This window comes from Okeania sp. SIO2C2 (assembly GCF_010692625.1).
Classification (GTDB): domain Bacteria; phylum Cyanobacteriota; class Cyanobacteriia; order Cyanobacteriales; family Microcoleaceae; genus Okeania; species Okeania hirsuta.
Genome location: NZ_JAAHGM010000011.1, coordinates 171,825 through 195,188, shown reverse-complemented (window position 1 = coordinate 195,188; position 23,364 = coordinate 171,825). Strand labels below are relative to the sequence as shown.

Here is a 23,364-nt window from a genome sequence, read left to right as displayed (position 1 = left end):
TGTTTGGAGTTTAAATCCATAAGCAATTAGACCTTCTGCCTTCTGCCTTCTTCAATTGATAAATACTCTCTAAATTTTCGCTCAGATCATCATATAGTATAATAATATACGAATATACCCATGATTTTCAACTATATTATATTAATTTTAGCAATAGGCTTTCCTTTATATATGTTTATACGCTACAGTCCAAAATGTCACTAACGAATAGTTAAGCCGAACAAGGGAGTCTCCCACAAAAAGGAGAAGATGAAAGGGAATAAAACTATATTGACGGAAAATCGGTCTCCTTTAGGAGATTGGGCACAGAAAGCTCTGGGACTTCCAGAAGTGCAAGTACAGGTAAGATTGCGTGGCAATCATTTACATATTCTCTGTGAAGCTGAAAAATGTCCAGAAATGAACTTTGCCCTAGCCCAGTTTTCCCAAGCACTGGGTCAGATCGATCTAGAAACTCTACTACCTCCTAATCAACCTCGGATTTATCAGATGTTTCTATGTGGCCGAACTTTAGGTCGCAGGAGACCTGACTGGACAGTCAAACTTGATGGTAATAAGGTAGCAACTCAGACCCAACAGGTAAGTACTCCTTCTAGTTCCTCTGATTCAGAAGTTAATACCCTCTTGAGGTCTAATTATGTTGCTCCTGCAAAATACCCACAAAATCAAAATGATAGTCAAACTTTACTGGAAGAACATCTGACAAAAGTCACTGTTGGACAATCTCCGAAACTAGATATTAATCACAATGCTTCTGAATTACTTTCAACTCCCCACAAAGCATCTGTGTTGACAAATGACATATTAGACCATTCAGCACTGGTTTCTTCACCAAAATTAGACTCAGAAAATTTTTCTGTTACTGAATCAAAACAGCCTAATGAATTAGAGGTAGAGTCAGAGAATACAGAAGAATTAGATCAATATTTAATTGATTCTCCCCTTACGGTTTCCTATCAAAGATTGGCTAAGTATGGCCATCCAGATGCAATTGCTAGTTATCTTAGTGAAGTTTTAGGAGAATTAGGCGTTTCTGTAAATGTCAGTATTCGAGAAAAACAACTTAAGGAAAAATTAACAGAAACCAGCCAACAATCAGAAGATTCTGCCAAAAGTCCTGAATTGAAAACCCATAAAATTTTATGGGTCTCCTGTGAAGCAGCTTATAGTCCAGCTCCATCTCTCTTAGCAGAACCGATCGCCCAAAAGCTCCGAGAGTTAAAACTCAAAGATTTCCATGAAGCTTTAATTTCTCTACTTGTTCAGGGTGAAACTGCACCGGACTGGATGTTGCGGGTGGACTTAACCCCACCAGACCTGATGCTACAAGAATGGGCAAGTTGGGGAGATGTGGCAGCAATTGAACGTTTGCTACAACAACAACTTACTACTCTTGGAATCAATATTCGAGCTACTCTCAAAGAATCTACATTACATTTATTCTGTACTAATACTAATAATTCAAACCAACTAGCTCCAGATAAAAAGAAGACTAAAGAAGCGATCGCCTCTACATTATCTACTATTCTACCTAGAGGTATCCAAGCTGCTACTATCTATGGTTGTATTATTAATGAACCGAAACAAAAATCAGAGTCACCTCTTTGGATCGACTGGTTGAATTTACCAGCATCGGAAAATCCGGAGATGGCAGCAAGTGCTAAGGTTTTGGCAAGTCAGGGAAACTATGAAGCTATTAGTTTTCTGTTAAACAAATTACTTAATCCTGACCTGGATCAAAAATTACAAACAGGTGGTATCCGGGTACTAATATTACCGAAGCAGGAATTATTGCACGTGATGAGTGAAGCTCCTACTTGTCCTTCTCAATCTCAAGTGGGACCACCCATTGCTCAGTTTTTGCGTCAACTTCAAGTTCCAGGAATTAGTGGGGTGAGGGTGTATGGACGTCGTGCTGGTCAAAAATTGCCTTTGTGGCGCTATGGTATTAATTTTACTGCCAGAAGTCGTCAGTATTCGGAACAACCTCCGGAGTTTGCTGCTTCTGCAGATATGGATTTGTTATTAGGAAAAAGAGCGGATCGTGTTTTTCTCAAGTTAACGCCACAGACAACTGAAAAATTTGATTCAAAGCTGTTAACTCCTCAGAATAATTACACAGTTACAACACAAATTTTTACGGCTATTCAACAGTTACTTATTACTTCTCGTGTGTTTATTCCTAATGAAGAATACTCTACACAAATTAGTAATTCATTGACATATAATACTTTTAATTCTGGTAAATGGGTGACAGCTTTTGCCTGTGCTTTTATGGGAATTTTATTTACAGTTCAAACCGACCTAAAATTAGGTGCAGTATTAGAGGAACTTCCAGATATTTCTCCGTCTGGAAATATTTGTCAGGGTCCGAATTGTCAAACTCCTACAGAAGTGAATGAAGATTCTGTGGAAGCTTCTGAATTTTCTACTTATCCTAGTTTTAATAGTCCGCAATTAGATGAACAGTTAGTTCGTTATCAACAATATTTACAAGCAGAAAAAAAACCACCAGATATTTTAATAGTTGGTAGTTCTAGAGCATTGAGAGGAGTTAATCCTACAGTACTTGAGGAAAGTTTGGCAACAGCAGGATATCCAGATTTAAGAGTTTATAATTTTGGCATAAATGGGGCAACAGCTCAGGTGGTAGATTTAATTGTACGTCAGGTTTTACCAGCAGAACAATTGCCACCATTGATTATATTTGCTGATGGAGTTCGCGCTCTTAATAGTGGCAGAGAGGATCGAACTTTTGATATTATTGCAAGTTCTGAAGGCTATGAGGAAGTAGATGCTGGTACATTTGCTATTGAGACAAATACATCAGAAATGTCTGCTAATTTTGGCATTAAAAAATACAAACAAATATTCAAAGAATTACAGGAAAAAGTTGAGGAAATATCGCTTACTTATCAACAGCGCGACCGCCTCAAAAGTTTAATAAGTTCAATCATAAATAATCCCCAAGAAAATTGGAATTTTTGGCAGCAAAAAGAGGGAGAAAATGTAGCAGTAGAAGATGAAGATATTGACAAATTAGACGAATTTCAATCTAATGGTTTTCTACCAATTTCAATTAAATTTGAGCCAGAAAGTTACTATCAAAACTATGCTAAAGTTTCAGGTAAATATGATGCAGATTATGCGGACTTTCAGTTGCCAGGAAAACAAATAACTGCACTGAAAAATTTACTACAGTATACTCAGTCAATAGGGATTAATTTTGTATTTGTAAATATGCCTTTAACTACAGCATATTTAGATGAAGCACGAACTAACTATGAACAAAAATTTCTAGAATATATGCAGCAGCTACCTTTAGAATATTCAAACTTTTTATTCCGAGATTTAGGTAGTGCATGGCCAAATGCTTATGATAAATTTTCTGACCCCAGTCATTTGAATCTTTATGGAGCGATCGCTGTTTCTCAACAGTTAGCTGAGGATAATATTGTCCCTTGGTCAGAACCTTAAAATTTAGGTTTTAGGTTTGGGGTTTTAGGTTTTTAGGTGGAATTTTATTAGAATTATACCAATTTGATAAATGTTTGCTACAAATAGTTAGGCTATTTCTTAGGAGTCAACCAACCTCTAACCCCTCCCAGGAGGGTAACTCAGTCGGACCGAGTCGCACGGGAATTGCTGCAATACCAGTTTTTAGGTCGTAAATTCTATTTTTCGTCAAAGGGACATTTGCTGCAAAATCTTTTGATCGCACTTATTATTCGTAACATTATTTTTTCAAATTAGTATTATAGCAGAAGGAAGAAGAAATAAGGAAAAATCTTGCATTATCTGAGTTTTAAGCTTTTGAGATGTCCATACTGTCCTTAGACTGCTATAAATCCCTAATATAGCAATGAGCGCTGGTATATTTACAAATTGTAGTAGGGGCAAAAGAGCTAGAAGTCTTATATTATCGGCAATTTATTCCCCCTGTTCCCAGTTAAGTGTTGCCTGTTCCCTGCGCACAGCGCTATAAGTTTGTAGAGACTGCCCATGAATTTAGGGTTTTTCACAAGGTTTGCTATCTATCTCTAATAGTGCAATAGTGCTGTTGAAAAATCTGTTTACTATAGCAGTACGTTCTTTGGTTAGGACAATCAATTTGAGTGAAAAGGGAGTAGGAAATAGAGAAATAGAGGGATGTCCTCACCTATCTGTGTCGTGCTATAAAACCCAAAATTTAACATGCAACGGAAGGGTGACAACGATAAATTTTATTGCCAAATATGAAATTTTTGCAACTTTTTTATAGTCTAAAGTACAAAACAAAGTATTCTTTTACAAATTCCTCAAAATAATGCTCTTCTTCTTGAAGACTTCAGTTATTAAGTAATAAGTCAGGTTCAGTAATGTTTTTAGCAATTATTTGGTAGCAAAAATGCGTGATATTTGGTATGACTGACTGAATTAAACTCTCATCAATTTTATCCTTCTTATTTTTGATAAATTGCTAATTCTTACTTGAGTTTATCAATAATTTGAATTAGAGTTTTTCCAGGCTTTAAATAATCTTTAAGAGTATCTAAATAAGTGACAAGGATTTGTAAGATAACACAACATATCGACAGTCTTTGCCCAGACGACTATACTTATCCGCACTATTGGCAGTCGATAAATTTTCGGATTATCATAGAGAAAAAAGAAGCTTGAATTCATCAAACTAGGTAAGGTGGACAAAAATTACAAAACTTACTATTAGTTATGAATAATATCAAATCCGTTTAATCGCGCGATAAAAAACTTTCCTATCCTCTTCCTTCTTCTTACCTTCTGTACGTCGCCAATCCGAAGGCTTCCCCGACCTAAGGACTTACTCCTCCGTCGTTATTTATCAGTATTCAACCGGACATGATATAACTTAATACTTGCTAATTGTATTATACTTTTTCCTTATTCTTTAATTAATTATGTGGACGATCGGTCAAAATAAAACTCATAAACAGAAAAACTGTATAGGCAAAATAATCTCGCAAAAAATCATTCAAATTACAAGCATATTACTATTATTTTGCTTATCATTTCTACTGGTTATATTTATCATTCCTACAACTAGAGCTTCAACAACCAATATTTCAGCAAAGCCACAACAAATTATTAGTGCTGAAGAAAGAGATGATTCTTATGAAAAATTAATTGATGGATCTGAGAAACTAGAAGGGATATTTACCATTTATAGAGATGAACAAACAGGTAAAACATTAATGGAAGTTAAACCAGAACAACTTAATCAAAACTTCCTTTCTGTAATAACTTTAGAATCAGGTATTGGCGAAGCAGGTTTAATTAGTGGCATACCAATCAGAGATTTTGTATTTCAGTTACGCCAACATCAAGATAATATTCAATTTGTCCTGCCCAATCTTAATTTTCGGACTAACGAATTAGACCCTCAAGCTCGTTCAATTCAACGTTCTTTTAGTGACTCAATTTTATATTCTCTGCCCATTGAAGCAACTCATCTTCAAAGAAAAACATTGTTGATTGACTTGGAAAATTTATTAATAGGAGAAATGAATTTACCATCACTAGAAGAAGCTTTACCTAATGACTACTCAATAGATTTAACAAAGTCTTACATTAGTGATGCTAAAGCATTTCCTTTAAACATAGAATTGGAGTCAGTTTATGGCATCTTAAATGAAGATAATACAGAATATTTAGAATCCTTGCCAGATAGCCGTGCTTTTAACCTCAGAGTTCGCTACAGTTTTTCAGAATTACCCATAAATAATGGTTATATTCCTCGATTGGCAGATGAAAGAGTAGGTTATTTTATTAGTGCTTATAAAGATATTTCTGATAATAATCGTAGAGAACCTTATGTTCGTTACATTAAGAGATGGCATCTAGAAAAACAAATTCCTAGCGCACCTTTATCACCTCCTCTAGAACCGATAACTTTCTGGATAGAAAATACAGTACCAATGGAATATCGCAAAGCCATTCGAGAAGGAATATTAATGTGGAATAAAGCTTTTGAAAAAGCGGGATTTATTAATGCTATTCAAGCCAAACAAATGCCTGATGATGCTAGTTGGGACCCGGCTGATATTCGTTACAATACTATTCGTTGGTCTACCACTTTTGACTCTTGGTTTAGAGGTATTGGACCTTCCCGTGTAAATCCATTAACAGGGCAAATTTTAGATGCAGATATTATTCTAGATGCAGGAATTATTAGGAGTATTAAATATGGCGAAATAGGTAGTCTAATTTTACAAAATCAATCTCTTGCTCAAGCTTTTCAAACCAAGGATGGAAAAAGTTATAATCCCTGTGTATTAGATATGTATTCTCGCTATTTAGGAAATTTAGAAAGTGAGAAAGCAGCTAATACTTCAAACAACAGTATAGAATCTATTATTCCTCAATCTCTACAAGCAAAATATCAATCCTCTCGGAAGTCGTCATCATCACATTCTCACTCATCAGAACATCTTTGTTTTGGTTGGGAGTCATCTCAACAGTTGGCAATAGGAGCAGTGGCAATGGATGTTTTGCAAAACATCAGACCCTATAGTACAGAAATGGACAGGTATGTAAATCAATTCTTAAAATATCTTACTGCTCACGAAGTTGGACATACTCTTGGTCTGAGACATAATTTCCACGGTAGTACAATGCTCGAACCAGAACAGTTGAATGATACAACTATTACTCAAACAAAAGGGTTAGTAGCATCTGTAATGGATTATGTACCAGTTAATATCGCTCCACAGGGAACAATACAAGGAGACTATTTTCCCACTGTAGTCGGTCCTTATGATGATTGGGCAATTGAATACGGTTATAAACCCAGTGGTACGACTAACTATATAAGTGAAAAAGGATTCTTACAAGAGATTGCTAGACGAGCATCTCAACCAGAATTATCTTATGCCACAGATGAAGATTCTTATGATATTCTCGATCCAGCAGCAAATAGGTTTGACCTCAGTAACGATATATTGATTTATTCTCAGTGGCAACTGGATAATTCCCGGAATATTTGGGAAAGTTTAGAAAAGCGCGTTCCTCAAAGTAATGAAAGTTACAGCGAAATCAGGGTAATGTTTGATACGGTATTTTTCTATTATATACAGCAAATAATGGATACTACTTTGTATGTAGGCGGTCAGTCATTTAATCGGGAGAGTACGAAAAATACTTATGGACGATTACCATTTGAACCTATATCTGTAGAGCAACAACGCCAAGCATTAGAAATACTAGATAAATATGTTTTTGCTGAAGATGCATTTCAGTTTGCACCAGATTTACTTAATAAGTTAGCACCATCACGTTGGCGACATTGGGGAAGCTCTGTTTTAGTTTTTCCTTTAGATTATCCCATTCAAGATAATATTTTGTTTCTGCAAAGGATAGTTTTACGATCGCTCCTTTCTGATATTCGTTTGACTCGTCTACGAGATTTGGAGTTGAAGACAACGCCAGATAATGCTTTGAAACTACCGGAACTTTTTGAGACTCTGCAAAATAGTATCTGGACGGAAGTTTTAGAGTCTAGTGGTGGAGAAGTTGAGATTTCTAGTATGCGTCGTTCTCTGCAACGGGAACATCTAAATCTTCTCATTTCAATAGTATTGCGTAATCGTACTGTCCCTGAAGATGCTCGGAGTTTAGCTTGGTATGAATTGCGACAACTCGATGAAGATTTGGAGAAGATAATTAAAAAGCGAGGTAAAAAAATGGATGAGTATACCATAGCGCATTTGGAGGAAATACGCGATCGAATTGTGAAAACTTTGAATGCACAATTACAGTCTAATTAGTAGGTGGCAACACATATGGTAGGGTATAGTAATAGTTAGGGTTAACTAGAATCTTAGCCAATAAACCACTGCCAATATCTTTAACTATTTTTAAGATTTTATAGCCTCTTGCAATGGCATAATTTTTTTAACCGTTCAGCTTGTCTATCTAGAATTATCTTTGTTTTGTGCACTGGAAACTCTTGCATAAATGCAAGCTATCACATCTGGTTTAGAATTATAGTCATCCGTGATGATAATTGTACGAGAAGGCAATTGATAACCTGTTAAATTCCCTTGTTTCCACCACCTCCAGACTGTTAATAACTTATTCCTACTTTTTTCACATAGTCTGAGAGTTTCATGTCTATAGATTAACATGAATGACTATATTTGTGTTAAAATTTTGCAATACCAAATCCACGCAAAGGTAGTTATATCATGTTCCCCCTCTGAGGGAGCTACGAATTGCGGACGGGTCAGTTATAAATAAAATTTCAGGACTGACAGTACCGAAAGTACCAAAGAAATACTGAAATTATCAATACTATTCTCCAATATTTCCTCTTTTTCTGCTTTCTTCCCTCCTGACTCGGTGACTTCCCCTCCTGGGAGGGGGAGGGGCGAGGGGTGGGTTGACTCCTGAGGACTCACAACAGTTATTTATAAGTATTCAACCGTTAGCGTAGCTCCCCCGGAGGGGGAACATGATATTACATCTCTCTTGGTCGATTGGATATGGCAAGGTCTCCTCGCCATTCCACCCTTCGGGAAGCTCCCCTAACGACCGCTTAATCTATATTCTTGGCCTTAAGTCTAAAATTTGATCGCTTGCAGATATTGTAAATATTGAATCTTTTTTTTTCTTTTTTTTTATGCTTCTCTTCCTCTACTCCTGCGTACAATGTAGCAATATTTTATGAAATTGGTATAATATCATGTCCCTTTAATAGCGCGATAGAACTCCGTTGGATGCTCCGTGTTAGATGTCGCAGTTTGCGGTTCGCATTCGGTGACCAAGAGCGTTAACGGAAAGCAGTAGCATGACCTTAGCGCAGCTCCGACCCAGGAGATAGGATGCGTTGTGCGCCAGCTAAACAAAAACTTTCTTCTCCTCTTCCTTGTTTTTTCCTCCTGACTCCTCCCTATGGTTTCTCAGAAGCAATGATAATTACAGTGGTTTACAGCGCTTTTCAGATTGGTGAACTACACATTCAAAACAATAATACTTGTAGGGACCTTCCATGGAACGTCCCTACTGTGGTCGATTCAAATGAAAACTGCTGTAATCAGACATGATATCAATCTATCTATGTCCTCAGCAATTCTTTCTTTACTATAAGTAAAAAATATTAAATAATTGTAAAAATTATAAAAATAATATAAAGACGCGATCTAAACTGCATTTATCAAAATTTTACTTTAGTAAAGCGACAAATAAAATCACGGGAATCCATAATTACATATAAAAATGACTAGATAAATGTATATCATAATTTTTACAAAAATATATATAGAAATTAATAGATTAAGTAGGTAAACACGAAAAAAAACAAAGTATGTAACAAAAATCAAAGTAGCTCAGAAGCCTCTTTCCTTCGACTTTCTGCTCTCTGCCTACTGCCTTTCTCTAACGAAAAATTTTAACGTTTACCTACTTATATTAAAGTTGATTGACAAATGTGCCATGATGTATCATGTAAATTACAGGGTGGCATAAATATTTGTTGTGCAGTTAGTATTAGGGCTAAGGAAAAATAAGGATGCAGCCAATTCGACAAGGTGATGTAATATTACAATCAGTTAAGCTAGCTTTAGGTAAAAAACTATCTCACCTGACTTTAGCAGAAGGAGAGGTCACTGGACACTCTCATAGGATTACTCGTGGAGATGCAGAGCTACGCGAAAAAGATGGCACTCTGTACCTGAAAGTTTTGTCAGAAAAAGTAACTTTAACCCACGAAGAACATAAAGCCATCGAGATTCCTCAAGGAAATTGGATGGTACGCATTCAGCGAGAATATGAACCTCTTGGGTGGCGCTATGTGGCAGACTAAAATTGAAAACCTCACAGCAGAACAAAAAACATTAATACCAATGTATCGGGAAAAGTGGCACAAGAACATGGTGTCAACTGACCCGATAGATAGGCAAAGGGCAACAAATGCAGTGAAAGCAGCTTATTCTGCTATGGGAAAACGAGAGCCAGAGATTCTATTTATCAGTAGTCCAGATGCGATGAAAGAGATAGTAGGATCGCGTTCGCCCCAACGTTTAGTGCAAATGTTGGGCACTCCCTTACTAACTTCCTTACAAGTTCAACTCTCAGAAGAAATAGAAAGCCAAATTGATGAACAACTCTGGCTGAAACTGGAAAATGATTTGCCCAATGAAGAATTACTACAGCTAATGTTTATCTGGCAAGATACCTTAGCTGAACACGCAGAATTATTAGAGGAGCTGTGGGTACAATGGCAAGGTGGCATTATTAGGCAAATCTGGGAACAGCAGCAAAAACAGTTGCGACAACAACTAATAGAGTTTCCTGGAGGAAATCCTTTAATTCGATTCGGAGATTTAATTTGGCAACAAGTTGGACAACCCCTATCACAACATATAGAAGTGAATATATGGCAGCATCTGTCTAGTCAACCCGTGATACGAGAGTGGGAGGCACAGATTAAGCAACCCCTGCAACAAATAGGCGATGCAATCGGGTTAGTCTCAAATATTAGCCAAAATTTGATGGCAAGTTCCATTGAAATGATCGATTTCTGTATCTCTGTACTTGAGTGTAGTTGCAACCAAAAAAAATGGCAGGCACTTCAAGGGTTGGTCAAAGAATGTGGGTTTGTGTTACAATTAGAGAATATCTGTTTGGTATGTGACCGCCCAATCAAGCTATCTCTGGACGAACAAAACCGTTTTCATGCTGAAGGGGGATCGGCAATTAGATTTATTGATGGTTATCGGATCTATGCTTATCATGGGGTAAAACTGCCAGAAAAATATGGATTATTATATCCCGAACGATGGCAAGTACGGTGGTTACTGGAAGAAGAAAATGCCGAACTACGACGAGTATTAATTCAGGGAATAGGTTACAGTAGAATTTGTCAGGAATTGCAAGCAGTAGAATTAGATAGTTGGCGAGAGTATACTCTGTTGAGAATAGATAATTATATTGATGTTGAACCAATTTATCTATTAAAAATGATTTGCCCTAGTACAAATTATATTCATGCCACAAGAGTGCCTCCAGATATTAGTAAAGCGAGGGAGGCTATTGCTTGGGTAAACTGGGGGGTTGATCCAGAAGAATTTATGGTGGAAACTTAATAGATGTAGATTTGATTTTTCCTAGGTACTAACTAAGGAGTCAGGAGTCAACCCACCCCTAACCCCTCCCAGGAGGGGGAGTCAGGAGTCAGGAGGAAAAAACAAGGAACAGAAGAAGAAAGTTTTTAATCGCGCTATTAAGCGGACATAATATAATATAGTCAGGACTTACAGACCTGCAGCGTATTTTTGTCTTAAGCAACCTACAGGGCAGCAATTTCAAATCATAGTTTTTCGTACCTCATGCATAACTCCTGATAGTGTTTTTATTTGAGATGTAAATCTAGATTGAGGTTTTTCTGATCAAAAAAGCGCACTGTTCCAGTACCCTATATCCTGATGTTTTCCCACCTTTACTATTCCCTATTTAATAGTACTTGGTTTCCATATCCCAGATAAAAAGGCTATAAGTCTCATGTCCGATCGCCAGAAATATGTTCCTCAATTGCTTGATAACATTCAGATACAGAAGCTTTTTGTGTCATCGCAGTCACTAATGCTTGATAAGCAGATTGATGATTTTCGATTAAACTTCGTGCTTGCAAGGATGCCCAACTTTGTTTGAGTTTAGATTCTGTAGAGCGCTTTAATTGTGTCAAGATTACTGTAATTTTTGCCCGGTCTTCTGCTCCACCCTCAGCGTTACCATAAACGAAATCTTCTGCGGCAATACCCGCCATCCAGACCGTAAAATATTGGTCTATAGCTTGTTCAGAAACCATACCCCTCTGTAACTGGGCAGCCAACTTTTCGTCATTAAACCTAACCCCACCCTGAGCAGACTGACCTTGCCGAAATGCCTCCCATGCACTGAGAGCATACCCACTAACAGGGATATCTAACAAATAAGCTACCAAAAAATGTCCAGCTTCGTGACTAATAATCCGGTCGCGTCTTTCTGAGGATGTACCTTCCACTAAGTCTACAATAATCATACTTGCCTGACCTTGCCATCCTAATGTATCTATAGCAGCTAGTACCATCACAGAAAAAGTAGCGATCGCTGGTATTACTGGGGATATATTAAAAATTGGTCCTAGTAAAGCAGACATTGTCATTATAAAAATACTAATCGCAATAATATTCAGGGAAGTTTGTCTCATATATTGAATTTATAGTAGTTATTTCTCATTATTATAAAACAACATTTAAGTTATATTCTATATTTTTTAAATACTATAAAATCAACAAGAATTAGGTTTTCAGAGGAAATTTTTAATGACAACGAACCAAGGTTTGCCCTCTACCTCAATGTTCAATTCAAACTACTAAATCCCTAATTTTCTATAAGTGTCAGGACCAACAACCCCATCAACTGTAATTCCTTCATTGGTTTGAAATTTCCTGACAGCAGCTTCTGTTATTGGTCCATAGATACCCTCAACGTCACTATCATTATTAAGATAACCACCTTCTTTCAATTTCTTCTGAACTCGACGAACGTCTCCACCCCTCATAAAAGGACTAGCTAATCGCAGAATTCGCAGTCCTGGGTCTCCTCCAAAACCTTCTGAGGGAGAAATACTGAGTTTACTTGCCGTTTCCAGTCCATATAAGCCATCAGCATCAATTTGATCGTTGAGATGGTTCCTGTTCCAAAGAGTTTGAAAGGCTTTAATTTCTATATTCCCGATGGGAATTCCAGGAAAACTAAAATGAACTACATCGCCCCAACCATACCAGACCCAGCCTTGAGTTTCTAAATAAGGTCTCCAACCACCCCAGTCAGCAAGATCTAAAGCTAAACCACTTTCATGACTACTACTTCCTGGTTGTGCAACAGCTTGAAAACCGCAGGGATTTCCATATTCAAACCAGCGACGCAATAGATATTGTTGAGCACAAGTGCGATAGCCTGAGTTAATCCCCATTGTGGTGCCTCGGTTTTGGATTGCTCTTCTTAGTGCATTTTTAGCAGCTGGCTGTAGTAAAGGAAATTGCCTTGAATTAATGGAAATATTAAGGTCTGAAAAATCTACGAGAGTTCCTGGGACAACGTTATTCACTTCAGCCAGAATTTGACGGGATAACTAATAAGCAATTTTTGTTGATAGACAAGGCGTAACGTTTTTTAGTATTGGCATTTTGTACTCCTCCTAATCCTCCTAATATTGTGCTTTATTCAATTGTTTTTAACTGTAATAAACCTAATGCTTGCAAGGTCATTAAACCAACACTTCCATCAGCCGCTAACCCATCAGCATCTTGAAAAGATTTAACAGCTCCTTCTGTTGCTGCATCAAAATTACCAGTAATTTCTCCTTGATAGAAAGAAAATTCTTTGAGTCTTTCTTGAAGACGTTTTACACCTTCACCTGATGAACCCATTGATAAAATTCCCATTAGTTTTTCTCCTTACTTAATCCAAGTTTAATCATTATCTATACCTAGTGCTGAACGGGTTGCTGAACCAACAATTCCATCAACTACCAACCCATTTTGTTGTTGAAACTTTTTAATGGCTGCATCTGTTTGAGGACCGAAAACGCTATCAATTCCATCTTCTAGATAGAAACCGCGATCAACTAATGCCTGTTGTACTTCTCTAACATCTCCTCCTCTCATATAAGGTTCTGTTAAAAATAACAGAGGTCTACTTACTACAGGAGCAACAATAATATCTGGAATTAATGTTTCTTCACTGATTATTAAACTCCTCACATTCAAAGGTAAGTTTAAGCTCCAGTTTCCTATGTCAATTATTTTCCGGAAAGCATCCATTCGATAAACGGTTCTATTTAGAATTCTGATGGAATGATTAGCTAACCATTCTCGTCGAACATTGATGTAGTTAGAAATCCAAGGGTACTCTCCAATCTCAGAAGGACGACCATACCTTTCAATTGTGCGATCGCGCATTCGTCCCCAGGAACCATGAATTGTACTTTCATAAACAACTGCAGTCCCTAAAGCAGTTTCAATACCAAGTGAAGTCGCTCGGTTAATCGCAGAAGTCCAATAAACCCGATCAAAGAAAGCATCTTGTGTGTCTATCATTACATCGTCTTGTTTACCTGCTTGACGTAAAATTCTATGTAAATTTCTATCGTCACAGAGAGTTCTATCCTGTTGTTTTAAACTTTTTAGATAGGGAGACAATTCATCAGCAAACTTTGCTCCATCTGCTTCTGTATAAGCTTTGATTAACAAGTAGAGATTACCACTATTGATCGTGGTCTGGGATTTTCCATAGGTTAATCCACCAGGGTCTCCTGGAGCACAAACAACTAAAGAATAATCTCCCACAACCCTGCTAGTTTCAAAGATATTGATGATAGCTTGGGCTGTTCTTTTTTGCAAGTTACTCAGCATGATTTACTCCTTGCTAAATCAAATAATATATGACTGGTCATTTCAGTTATCAGTCATCAGTTATCAGTTATCAGTACCTCTGCAATAAGGAGGCTTGAAATCTGAAATATTCTCTTTCTCTTGGTCGATTAGATATGGCGCAGGTTTCGGAGCCATCTCTCGACCGCTTTTTATCCCCTTAAAAGGGCAGGGCTGTTCATTCTTGGTTAAGGTAGAAGGGGAGCAGGGGAGTAGGGAGCAGGGGGAATTTTCCACCCTTTACCCTAAGATTTTCCCCAAATTTATCGTACTTATAATTTTGGTGATTCCATGGATTTTTCAGAAATTCCGTTGATCAGACCAACATTTTTTGGGAACTTTTCCCACCCTCCACCCCTGAAAATCCCCCGTTTTTCGTAACTTTTCCCCAAATTCGGGATCTTGTGTCCCCAACTTCCCTGAATCGATTATTTATTTGACTTTGAAACAGTCCTGCCTTAAAAGGGGAGGCGCATACCCACAATTTTTCGGTAATAGTTCATAAAAAAATAGAGTTGTTGGGAATTAAGCACAAAAAATGGCTAAAACCCTTATCAGTCAAAGTTTATAGCTATTTTCAATTGTAAAATTCTGAAAGCCTTATACAGTAAGCTTTTGAGCATTTTAAATTTTTATTTCCCAACAACTCTAATATATAACAGTCAAATAAAACACAGCTTTATCAGGACTTACGCACGGACACTAAATCCAGTGAGGGCGATGCCATTCGCCCCTACATATCGCGTTTTCAAGGTTAATTTGCGTAAGTCCTGTTTATTTTGTCAGTATTATCTGAACTGGATGAACTGCAATACTACGCCAAGCTTCAAGTGTGGGCTATTATCCCCAAGCACTGGCTCCTCTATCCGATAGCCAAATGCAAAAGAGAGCTGCTTTTCTAATAATGTTCAAAAAACCCTTAATATCATGTCTGGTAGCATGGGTATTGTATAGTGAAGGTAAGGAAGAGGGAAGAAGGCTTAAAAGCTTGAAAAAACCTAAATTTTCTGTAGATATTCACCCTTGGTTTTACACAAACGCGCCCCAGCGGACATGATATAACATCGACATTGACTAATCTTCCAGTTCCCGTGCGATACACGCCCTTTTTCCGCTAAATAATGTTGCTTGTCACTATACTAACATAGTAGCTCAAAATTATTTGCTAATAACTGATTATGAACAAAAATTTCAAATAAATTAATATTTCTTGATGCATTAATTTCAAAGGATGATTTAAAGTGGCCAAAAGTTGAGTCTGACGATCAAGTTTTTCAACCAATTTTCAGGCAGGAAGTCTTGATATTACTTAATTCTCAAGATTACTTAAATCCTGATTCTCAGTTTGTCGATCTTGTTCAAGTGACCTAGCTTGTTCAAAAGTTTCTGAACTATGACTATCACCTACAAAGCGCCAATGCCAGGGTTCATAACTAATGCCTTGAGGATTATCTCTCGGAAACGATAACTCAAAACCATAGTTACCTGCATTTTCTTGCAACCATTGGAAAGCTTTTGTATTTTCAAAACTAACTTTGAGATAACTATCTGGTACTCTAGCATCTCCAATATCAATGGCGTAACCTGTATGATGTTCACTATAACCGGGAGGGGCACTAACTTCGGCTCGTTGATATGTTGCCTGTCCTCGCTGTGCCTTGAGGTCAAAAAACAAATACTCTTGATCTGCCAAAGTTCTAAACCCGGAAATAGGAACTAAATTAATATTTGTCGCCCAAGCTGCATCTGTCATGGCATTAAATCTTTCTGCTGCATTTGAGCGGAGTCTGACATTTTGATTACCAAAAACTGGTGTTAGTTCCTGCCAAGTTGCCTCTTTATATGGCAAATGTCCAAGAATATTTTCTTGCTGCTGGATAGAAGGAGTTGGAGATGGTGAGGGGGTTTCTTCTACTTCTGTAGGAGTTGCAGATGGTTCAACTAATTTTATGCCTAAATTTTGTTTGATTTGGCTAACAAAAGCTTTGTCTTGAGTTTGATGAAGTTGGAAGTGCAGACCAATACTAATTATCAGAGCGATCGCCCCTATAGCTAATAATTTCCAAATCTGCAATTTTTTCTGAGACTGAATAGGTTGCTGTTTTGGACTTTCGTATTCATCTCTTACAGCTTCTGGAATGTCATCTACTGGCAATTTCGGTTCATCTGGAGATTTTTTCTTAAATAGACCGAGCTTATTCAAAATTTTCACTCCTGCACTTTCACTGAAATCATACTTTACTCAAGGCAAAATTAAAATTTGTGCCGATCACTTGCTGATTTTTTAATCACCAATTTCATTAATGGCCAGTTGCTGATTCTGCACTTTTTACCTCACTTGCTCCATTATTATTGTCGATCATTTTTCTTGGTCTACCTGGTTTGCGCTTGTGGCGTTGACTAATGGACTTGTCACTAGCTACTGCTAATTCTTCTGGAGTACATTTTAAAATATCCAGAATTTCTAGGTACTTTTGGGGAGTCATTGTTGGTTCTGTACGCCCCGTTTCCCAGTTACGAACACTGGTTTCGCTTATTCCTAGTCGATCTGCTACTTCTGCACGGGTAAGCCCCGCACGTTCTCTCAGGGCTTCCATATCCATATCTTTTATGTTTCCTCCAGCAATCATCTACAGTATAAGTTTTTTTGAAAACTAATTTAGAGAATTAATTAAACTACCTTATTCTAAACTTGTTAAAATAGAATTGTCTAGGTTTTTTTAAAAAAAGACTGAATTAAGGCAGAAGGCAGAAGGCAGGAGGCAGGAGGCAGAAGTCATCCCTGACTGAATTTGAGCATTTATAAATATCCTAATCTATTACTTGCGTAGTGCTATACATTTAATGACCATAAAAAACAACCCATAATCCGGGAACGCAAAAAATAGCACAAGCATAGAAAAAAGTCAATATTTTTCTGCTTTAATTAACGATTAACGGATTTTACTGTAGTTTTAAGCATTGAGCTATCAGTTCAAGTAATATTAATATTTCAAATTAGTATCATAAACACGAATAATTCTCTAACCAATATAACTCTATTTTTGAGATTCATAATATGAAAAGCTTGAAAGAAAAAGCCCTAGATAAAATTTTATTAGGAGTTAGCTTAAAAATAATTATTCCGGCAAGCTTAGGATTTTTATATCCTGAATTATTTGAAAATTCTAATTACGATGAGAATTTAGTCTTGGCTTTAAGTTTTTTAATATTAATTCTATTTTTAGTCGGATACGTAATTTTTATCCAAGGATGTTTTCTCTATATAGAAAGCAAAGGATATTCTTCTAAGTGGGGATGGTTAGGAGTATTAAGCTTGTTAATTTTGCCGATTTTCTTTTTTATTCCTTCTAAGAGAGACAAAATTTCTGTTCAATCTGACAACTCAGAAAATGCCTCTTTTGAGGAAGTTAATATTCCAGAAATATCGTTGTCTATATTTATAGGAATTCCTTTAGTAATATTTGTTATATCTTTAATCTTCTTTTCATACAAAGATTTAACAGAATCTATCCTTATAGAAAGTTTTATAAGTATTATTGTATGGATCGTTTATGCAATTGCTTTGTTGGCAAAAATGAAAGAGTTGAGATTTGATATTAATCAAATTTTTGGGTTCGATAACTCTATCAACTTCAAGTCAATTTTAGCGATCACCATTATGCGTTTTGCTTTTAATACAGGTTTAGGTTCTTTAATGTTATATCAGTTATCATTTGTCTTTCCAAAATATGTAGAATATGTAATAAACGACAAACGTTATACGAATCTTTTATAAATGGTGTTATGGTCTTTTTTAGCTATGTTTTTTGCTCCTCTAATAGAAGAATTTTTTTTTCGTGGAGTAGTTTTGCAGAAATGGGTTGTGAAGTGGGGGATAAAAACAGGCATTATAGCCTCATCTTTATTCTTTGCCCTCTATCATTTTAGATACGATATTATTCCTTTGTTTATCAGCGGTTTGATTTACTCAATTTTATACTTTAAAAATAACAATTTGATTTCACCAATTATTTCTCATTTCTTTTATAACACTCTGGTGGCAATTTTGAATGGTATAGATTTTTTCCTCACACCAGAAACAGAAAGAAATACTTTTATGTCTGTTGAGACTTACCAAAATTATATCCAAAGTTTATTAAGCCAAAGAATTTTTCTGATAGCTGTATCTGCTCCCTTTGTAATTTATTTTATCTATAAAAACTTTCCGAAAAATCATGCAATCATTCCTTATTATGCTAATTCAGCTAAAATCCATGAAACAAGTTAAATAATCTCATGGGGTGATAAGTGTTTAAAATGTAATTTTTTTCATCTTTTCAACTATGATGAGTATAAATTAGCTTTACTTTTCATCAATTGAAAAATATTATAAAAACCATTAGCACGGGAAGGAGTCAAACTTACTGCTAAACCTGTTTCTTGAATAAAATCAGGAGTGATTTGCTCAATTTCTTCAGGAGTTAATCCATTAATTCCCTCAATTAATAAAGCCACTAATCCCTTCACTAACTGAGCATCAGAATCGCCTTGATACCAAACCTTACCATCATTTAAATTGGCAGTAATATATACCTGAGATTGGCAACCATAAACCTTGTTTTCTGGTATCTTTTCAGCTTCTGGAAAATCAGGTAATTTTTTGGCGTACCAAAGCAGTTGTTCGTAGCGCAACTTATTAGAAGATGCCCGTTGAAATTTTTTAACAATACGTTCTAATGATGGTGGTAAAGCCATAGATAGCACTCAAACAAATAAAAGTAATTGTGTAGTCAGTTAATTATAACAGATTTTTTGTGCGAAGTAAATTGTATAAAATCTTAAATAAATATTTAATTAAATATCAGATTTCTTGGCAAAAAATACAAGCTTAAGGAATGAATAAATAAATGAACTTGCTATTTAGATTAGATGCCAATTTTTATCTATAAAAGGTATAAAAATAACTATCAACTCAAAGAAGCTATCAAAAGTAAATTACATCACTTTTTATTTGTGAACTAAAGTTTCTACTTAATATGAAAATACTTATAAATGAAAATAAGTAAGTATGAATGCTAATGAAATTATTACCAATATAGTAATAGTAATAGTGAGACTTGAAAATAATTTGAAGATTACACTTAGCCCATCTTTGTCTTCTGTCAGGTACAATAGTTAAATAAACTTAACACTAATAGTTGTAATCAAAACTTCTTATGTCTCTTCCTATTCGCAACGTAGCCATCATCGCCCACGTTGACCATGGCAAAACAACCCTAGTTGACTCACTCCTCAAACAATCCGGTATCTTCCGCGAAGGGGAAGAGGTTCCTGATTGTGTAATGGACTCCAACGACTTGGAAAGGGAACGTGGGATTACAATTCTTTCCAAAAATACTGCCGTAAGATACAAGGATACTCTAATTAATATTGTTGATACCCCCGGTCACGCTGACTTTGGAGGAGAAGTAGAACGAGTCCTGGGTATGGTTGACGGTTGTTTGCTCATTGTTGATGCTAATGAAGGCCCAATGCCTCAAACTCGCTTCGTCCTCAAAAAAGCTCTGGAAAAAGGATTACGGCCCATAGTTATCGTCAACAAAATTGACCGTCCCCGAGCTGACCCCCACGCTGCTGTGGATAAAGTTCTAGACCTATTTATAGAACTGGGAGCGGATGATGACCAATGTGACTTTCCATATTTGTTTGCCTCTGGTTTGGCAGGTTATGCCAAAAAAGAACTGGATGTAGAGTCAACAGATATGCAATGTTTGTTCGATGCTATTTTAGATCATGTCCCACCACCTGTGGGAGACCCTGAAAAACCTCTACAGTTACAGGTGACAACTCTCGACTATTCAGAATATTTGGGCAGAATAGTCGTAGGTCGCATTCACAATGGTGTGATTAGGTCTGGGCAACAAGCTGCAATTGTTAAGGAAGATGGGACTGTTGTTAAATCAAAAATTTCTAAACTAATGGGGTTTGAAGGTCTGGCACGCATTGACATTGAAGAAGCTGCTGCTGGTAATCTTGTGGCAGTTGCTGGATTTAGTGATGCTAATATTGGTGAAACTATTACTTGTCCTAACGAACCTCAAGCACTACCTCTAATTAAAGTAGATGAACCTACTCTCCAAATGACCTTTTCTGTAAATGACTCTCCATTTGCTGGGAAAGAAGGAAAATTTGTAACTTCTCGACAAGTGCGCGATCGCTTGATGCGAGAGTTAGAAACTAATGTTGCATTGCGAGTAGAGGAAACTGACTCTCCAGAGAAATTTTCTGTTTCTGGTCGCGGGGAACTGCACTTAGGTATTTTGATTGAAACTATGCGTCGAGAAGGTTATGAGTTTCAAGTTTCCCAACCTCAAGTGATTTATCGAGAAGTCAATGGTCAACCATGCGAACCATTTGAACTTTTAGTAATGGATGTTCCTGAAGATGCTGTTGGTGGTTGCATCGAAAGAATAGGTCAGCGCAAAGGTGAGATGCAGAATATGCAGGTGGGTACAAATGGTCGTACTCAGTTAGATTTTTCTGTTCCTGCTCGTGGTTTGATTGGTTTCCGGGGTGAGTTTATGCGTTTGACTCGTGGGGAAGGTATTATGAACCACAGTTTCTTAGACTATCGTCCGTTTATTGGTGAAATTGAAGCGCGACGCAATGGAGTGATTATTGTATTTGAGGAAGGTGTGGCAACTTTTTATGCGTTGAAAAATGCTGAAGACCGTGGAGTGTTTTTTATTACTCCTGGTACGAAGGTTTATAAGGGTATGATTGTAGGGGAGCATAACCGTCCTCAAGATTTGGATTTGAATGTGTGTAAAACTAAGCAGTTGACTAACCATCGTTCTGCAACTGGGGATGAATTGGTGCAGTTGCAAACCCCTGTGGATATGAGTTTGGAGCGAGCTTTGGAATATATCGGACCAGATGAGTTGGTGGAAATTACTCCTGAGTCAATTCGGTTGCGGAAGGTGAGTAAGAAGTTGGTGAAGAGGTAAATAGAGTTATCGGCGATCGCTTATAGCAGTCGAAGCAAAGGTTAGGACAGACGAAAAGCTGAAAACTCAGACAACGCCAGATTTTTCTTTCTTCCTTTTTCCCTCTTCCTTCTTTCTTTTGCTATAAACTAGGAAACTGATGACTGATACTAGCAAAATATCCAGGACTTACCCATAACTGCCATTATAGTAGGGGGTTAAGGCTGTTAATCCCCTACAAATGATGTATAGTTTCACCTTTTGCGTAATATCATGTCCGTTGGTATCGTTTGTGTAAAAGTTGGGGAAATATCTACCGTCATGTAAGGTTTTTCTTCCTTCCTTCTTCCTCATCTTCTCCATGAAATACTGATGCTACCAGACATGATATAAGTCCTGATATTGTAGGAGCTTTTCAAAGAAAGTTTCTGCAAAAATAAAGGCAGGACTTACGCAAAGAAACCTGGTTTCTACGGTAAATCATTATTGTTTTTGACAATAAACATCTACGCTCGTACCGGGTTTCTGGGTTCACCTGCGTAAGTCCTGAAAGGTTCAGCTCAAAAATTTTTAACAAAGAAAAAAATTATGGAAATTACAGCAACTACCATCGATCAAATTCTAGGCAACTTGGCATCACAACCTGACCCTGCTTGGAAAACTCTAGATTTCGACACACAGAGAAAACAGATTCAAACTGAATTATACTCTTCCGCGCCCAAAGATGGGATGATGAGAGTTATGACAAGGATGCAGTTTCAGGAAGCACCAGATTTAGGCGAGATTGATTGGGAATCAGAATTATCTACTTTTCAACCTATTCAATACCCTCAATACTATCTTCAGCCTTTTCATAGTGTTCTGGGAGGATACTTGTCGGAAACTGCAGCAGTTGGTAATCGAGTAGCAATGGAGGCGATTTTAGAAAATGCCCATCCACGGAAATCGCTAGGAGTCAGAGACGAAATCGCTCAATTATTTCCCGAAGATGCTCGTCACATTTTAGACTTGGGAGCAGGTATAGGAGACGATGCAGCAGCTATTGCTCGTTATCTTCCTTCTGCTACAATAACGGCATGGGATGCTTCTCCATTTATGATTGTAGTCGGTCGTCTGTACCACAAGGATATTCCAAATTTACATTGGAAACATGGCTTAGTGGAAAAAACCGAACTGCCAGATAATTCAGTTGATGCTCTCAATATGACTTATCTTCTCCATGAATGTCCTGATGAAGTTAAGCAGGTCATTCTCGCAGAATGCTGGCGAATTCTCTCTCCAGGTGGTCTGCTAGTGGTAACAGATACACTTCCTGGGGACTTGCACTCATACAGAGGCTTTTTTGAACCCTATAAAGAGCAATGGCTAAAAGTTGACCCCAATAAGTTACTGCAAGCAGCGGGTTTTGTCAACATTAAGGCGTATCAGTTTGCCTATTCTACTTGGACTCGTGTTGGAGAAAAACCCAACTAATTTAGACCTTAGAAGTCAGGATAAATAAGAATTATAGAGGAGGTAGTCGGAAGAGTTTTAGGGTAATTTTTCGACCATAGTCAGCCCAAAATGCCAACTTTTTGAGCTTTCTAGACCGAACAAGGCTGAAACCTTTATTTGCCAATGCTTTTAGCCCACATTCCGCACCACAAAATGTAGCAACCGAAGAAGGAGTCAGGAGACAGGAGACAGGAGACAGAATTTTAGAAGAAAATCATAGCTGCCGTGATTGAGTCATCATAAGAGCAAGTATTTATGCTTAAATTTTATACTCGGAATTTGATCGACGAAAAAAGTAATTGAGATGATTTGCACAGTATAAATACCTACCAAGTCCAGGATTTATATACTACTTTTAATAATACGCTCTTGAAGTGCGGAATGTGGATTTTAGCAAAAATTATTGGATACGTTATAGCAATGAGCGCTGGTATATTTACAAATTGCAGGAGGGGCAAAATAGCTAAAAGTCT

19 protein-coding genes are annotated in these 23,364 nt (G+C 37.0%); 9 read left to right on the top strand and 10 right to left on the bottom strand.

Annotation, left to right across the window (positions count from 1 at the left end; all coding sequences use genetic code 11):
- Nucleotides 1-270: 270 nt before the first annotated feature.
- On the top strand, nt 271-3,477 hold the full coding sequence (locus F6K18_RS11680; protein ID WP_287520978.1) for a DUF1574 family protein: 3,207 nt from the start codon (nt 271-273) through the stop codon (nt 3,475-3,477).
- A gap of 106 nt (nt 3,478-3,583) precedes the next feature.
- Here F6K18_RS11680 and F6K18_RS11675 read toward each other — a convergent pair whose 3' ends face one another.
- The gene (locus tag F6K18_RS11675; RefSeq protein ID WP_287520977.1) at nt 3,584-3,721 is read right to left on the bottom strand and encodes a hypothetical protein; all 138 of its coding nucleotides are present in this window, start codon (nt 3,719-3,721) and stop codon (nt 3,584-3,586) included.
- 1,195 nt (nt 3,722-4,916) lie between these two features.
- Here F6K18_RS11675 and F6K18_RS11670 point away from each other — a divergent pair.
- Nucleotides 4,917-7,781, top strand: a complete 2,865-nt coding sequence (locus F6K18_RS11670; protein WP_287520976.1) for a zinc-dependent metalloprotease — start codon at nt 4,917-4,919, stop codon at nt 7,779-7,781.
- A gap of 144 nt (nt 7,782-7,925) precedes the next feature.
- Here F6K18_RS11670 and F6K18_RS11665 read toward each other — a convergent pair whose 3' ends face one another.
- Together F6K18_RS11665 and F6K18_RS11660 are read right to left on the bottom strand one after the other, a co-directional pair.
- A complete protein-coding gene (locus tag F6K18_RS11665; protein ID WP_287520974.1) occupies nt 7,926-8,141 on the bottom strand; it encodes a hypothetical protein in 216 nt (71 codons plus the stop codon).
- Nucleotides 8,142-8,243: 102 nt separating this feature from the next.
- Nucleotides 8,244-8,414: a hypothetical protein gene (locus tag F6K18_RS11660; RefSeq protein ID WP_287520972.1), complete on the bottom strand. Its 171-nt coding sequence runs from the start codon at nt 8,412-8,414 to the stop codon at nt 8,244-8,246.
- Between the two features lie 1,109 nt (nt 8,415-9,523).
- Here F6K18_RS11660 and F6K18_RS11655 point away from each other — a divergent pair.
- Nucleotides 9,524-9,817: a hypothetical protein gene (locus tag F6K18_RS11655; RefSeq protein ID WP_124144256.1), complete on the top strand. Its 294-nt coding sequence runs from the start codon at nt 9,524-9,526 to the stop codon at nt 9,815-9,817.
- Complete coding sequence (locus F6K18_RS11650) at nt 9,804-11,099, top strand: DUF6745 domain-containing protein (RefSeq protein WP_287520970.1); 1,296 nt, start codon at nt 9,804-9,806, stop codon at nt 11,097-11,099. Before F6K18_RS11655 ends, F6K18_RS11650 begins: the two co-directional genes overlap by 14 nt.
- Before the next feature lie 413 nt (nt 11,100-11,512).
- Here the strand turns inward: F6K18_RS11650 and F6K18_RS11645 are convergent, their stop codons facing one another.
- The 6 genes from F6K18_RS11645 to F6K18_RS11620 form a co-directional block, all read right to left on the bottom strand.
- On the bottom strand, nt 11,513-12,202 hold the full coding sequence (locus tag F6K18_RS11645) for an ATP-dependent Zn protease (RefSeq protein WP_287520968.1): 690 nt from the start codon (nt 12,200-12,202) through the stop codon (nt 11,513-11,515).
- Nucleotides 12,203-12,367: 165 nt separating this feature from the next.
- Complete coding sequence (locus F6K18_RS11640) at nt 12,368-13,105, bottom strand: peptidoglycan-binding protein (RefSeq protein ID WP_287520966.1); 738 nt, start codon at nt 13,103-13,105, stop codon at nt 12,368-12,370.
- A 112-nt stretch (nt 13,106-13,217) separates the two neighbouring features.
- A complete protein-coding gene (locus F6K18_RS11635; protein WP_287520964.1) occupies nt 13,218-13,442 on the bottom strand; it encodes a peptidoglycan-binding domain-containing protein in 225 nt (74 codons plus the stop codon).
- Nucleotides 13,443-13,469: 27 nt separating this feature from the next.
- Nucleotides 13,470-14,411: a peptidoglycan-binding protein gene (locus F6K18_RS11630; protein ID WP_287520962.1), complete on the bottom strand. Its 942-nt coding sequence runs from the start codon at nt 14,409-14,411 to the stop codon at nt 13,470-13,472.
- 1,327 nt (nt 14,412-15,738) lie between these two features.
- Nucleotides 15,739-16,641 (bottom strand): D-alanyl-D-alanine carboxypeptidase family protein, encoded by a 903-nt coding sequence (locus F6K18_RS11625; protein ID WP_375341315.1) that lies wholly within the window; start codon nt 16,639-16,641, stop codon nt 15,739-15,741.
- Between the two features lie 88 nt (nt 16,642-16,729).
- A complete protein-coding gene (locus F6K18_RS11620; protein WP_124144248.1) occupies nt 16,730-17,032 on the bottom strand; it encodes a DNA-binding transcriptional regulator in 303 nt (100 codons plus the stop codon).
- Between the two features lie 455 nt (nt 17,033-17,487).
- On the opposite strand from F6K18_RS11620, the gene F6K18_RS11615 reads away from it, so the two are divergent.
- Nucleotides 17,488-18,207, top strand: a complete 720-nt coding sequence (locus tag F6K18_RS11615) for a hypothetical protein (protein ID WP_287520958.1) — start codon at nt 17,488-17,490, stop codon at nt 18,205-18,207.
- Nucleotides 18,208-18,699 carry a CPBP family intramembrane metalloprotease gene (locus F6K18_RS11610; protein ID WP_287520956.1) on the top strand — a complete coding sequence of 164 codons (492 nt, stop codon included), beginning with the start codon at nt 18,208-18,210 and terminating at the stop codon, nt 18,697-18,699. It begins immediately after the preceding gene.
- Between the two features lie 53 nt (nt 18,700-18,752).
- On the opposite strand, the gene F6K18_RS11605 is transcribed toward F6K18_RS11610, so the two are convergent.
- Nucleotides 18,753-19,166 carry a SufE family protein gene (locus F6K18_RS11605; protein WP_287520955.1) on the bottom strand — a complete coding sequence of 138 codons (414 nt, stop codon included), beginning with the start codon at nt 19,164-19,166 and terminating at the stop codon, nt 18,753-18,755.
- A gap of 461 nt (nt 19,167-19,627) precedes the next feature.
- Between F6K18_RS11605 and typA the strand changes: the two genes are divergently transcribed.
- From typA to F6K18_RS11590, 3 genes are all read left to right on the top strand, one after another.
- Nucleotides 19,628-21,418, top strand: coding sequence for a translational GTPase TypA (gene typA, locus F6K18_RS11600; protein WP_287520954.1), 1,791 nt, complete (start codon nt 19,628-19,630; stop codon nt 21,416-21,418).
- Nucleotides 21,419-21,985: 567 nt separating this feature from the next.
- Nucleotides 21,986-22,870 (top strand): class I SAM-dependent methyltransferase, encoded by an 885-nt coding sequence (locus F6K18_RS11595; protein WP_287520953.1) that lies wholly within the window; start codon nt 21,986-21,988, stop codon nt 22,868-22,870.
- A gap of 101 nt (nt 22,871-22,971) precedes the next feature.
- Nucleotides 22,972-23,124, top strand: coding sequence for a hypothetical protein (locus F6K18_RS11590; RefSeq protein WP_287520952.1), 153 nt, complete (start codon nt 22,972-22,974; stop codon nt 23,122-23,124).
- Nucleotides 23,125-23,364: the final 240 nt, after the last annotated feature.

Coding starts and splice junctions, on each gene's coding strand:
- F6K18_RS11615 (WP_287520958.1), top strand. CDS start 17,488: ATGAAAAGCTTGAAAGAAAAAGCCCTAGATAAAATTTTATTAGGAGTT.
- F6K18_RS11605 (WP_287520955.1), bottom strand. CDS start 19,166: ATGGCTTTACCACCATCATTAGAACGTATTGTTAAAAAATTTCAACGG.
- F6K18_RS11665 (WP_287520974.1), bottom strand. CDS start 8,141: ATGTTAATCTATAGACATGAAACTCTCAGACTATGTGAAAAAAGTAGG.
- F6K18_RS11595 (WP_287520953.1), top strand. CDS start 21,986: ATGGAAATTACAGCAACTACCATCGATCAAATTCTAGGCAACTTGGCA.
- F6K18_RS11670 (WP_287520976.1), top strand. CDS start 4,917: ATGTGGACGATCGGTCAAAATAAAACTCATAAACAGAAAAACTGTATA.
- F6K18_RS11635 (WP_287520964.1), bottom strand. CDS start 13,442: ATGGGAATTTTATCAATGGGTTCATCAGGTGAAGGTGTAAAACGTCTT.
- F6K18_RS11630 (WP_287520962.1), bottom strand. CDS start 14,411: ATGCTGAGTAACTTGCAAAAAAGAACAGCCCAAGCTATCATCAATATC.
- F6K18_RS11655 (WP_124144256.1), top strand. CDS start 9,524: ATGCAGCCAATTCGACAAGGTGATGTAATATTACAATCAGTTAAGCTA.
- F6K18_RS11650 (WP_287520970.1), top strand. CDS start 9,804: ATGTGGCAGACTAAAATTGAAAACCTCACAGCAGAACAAAAAACATTA.
- typA (WP_287520954.1), top strand. CDS start 19,628: ATGTCTCTTCCTATTCGCAACGTAGCCATCATCGCCCACGTTGACCAT.
- F6K18_RS11645 (WP_287520968.1), bottom strand. CDS start 12,202: ATGAGACAAACTTCCCTGAATATTATTGCGATTAGTATTTTTATAATG.
- F6K18_RS11620 (WP_124144248.1), bottom strand. CDS start 17,032: ATGGATATGGAAGCCCTGAGAGAACGTGCGGGGCTTACCCGTGCAGAA.
- F6K18_RS11610 (WP_287520956.1), top strand. CDS start 18,208: ATGGTGTTATGGTCTTTTTTAGCTATGTTTTTTGCTCCTCTAATAGAA.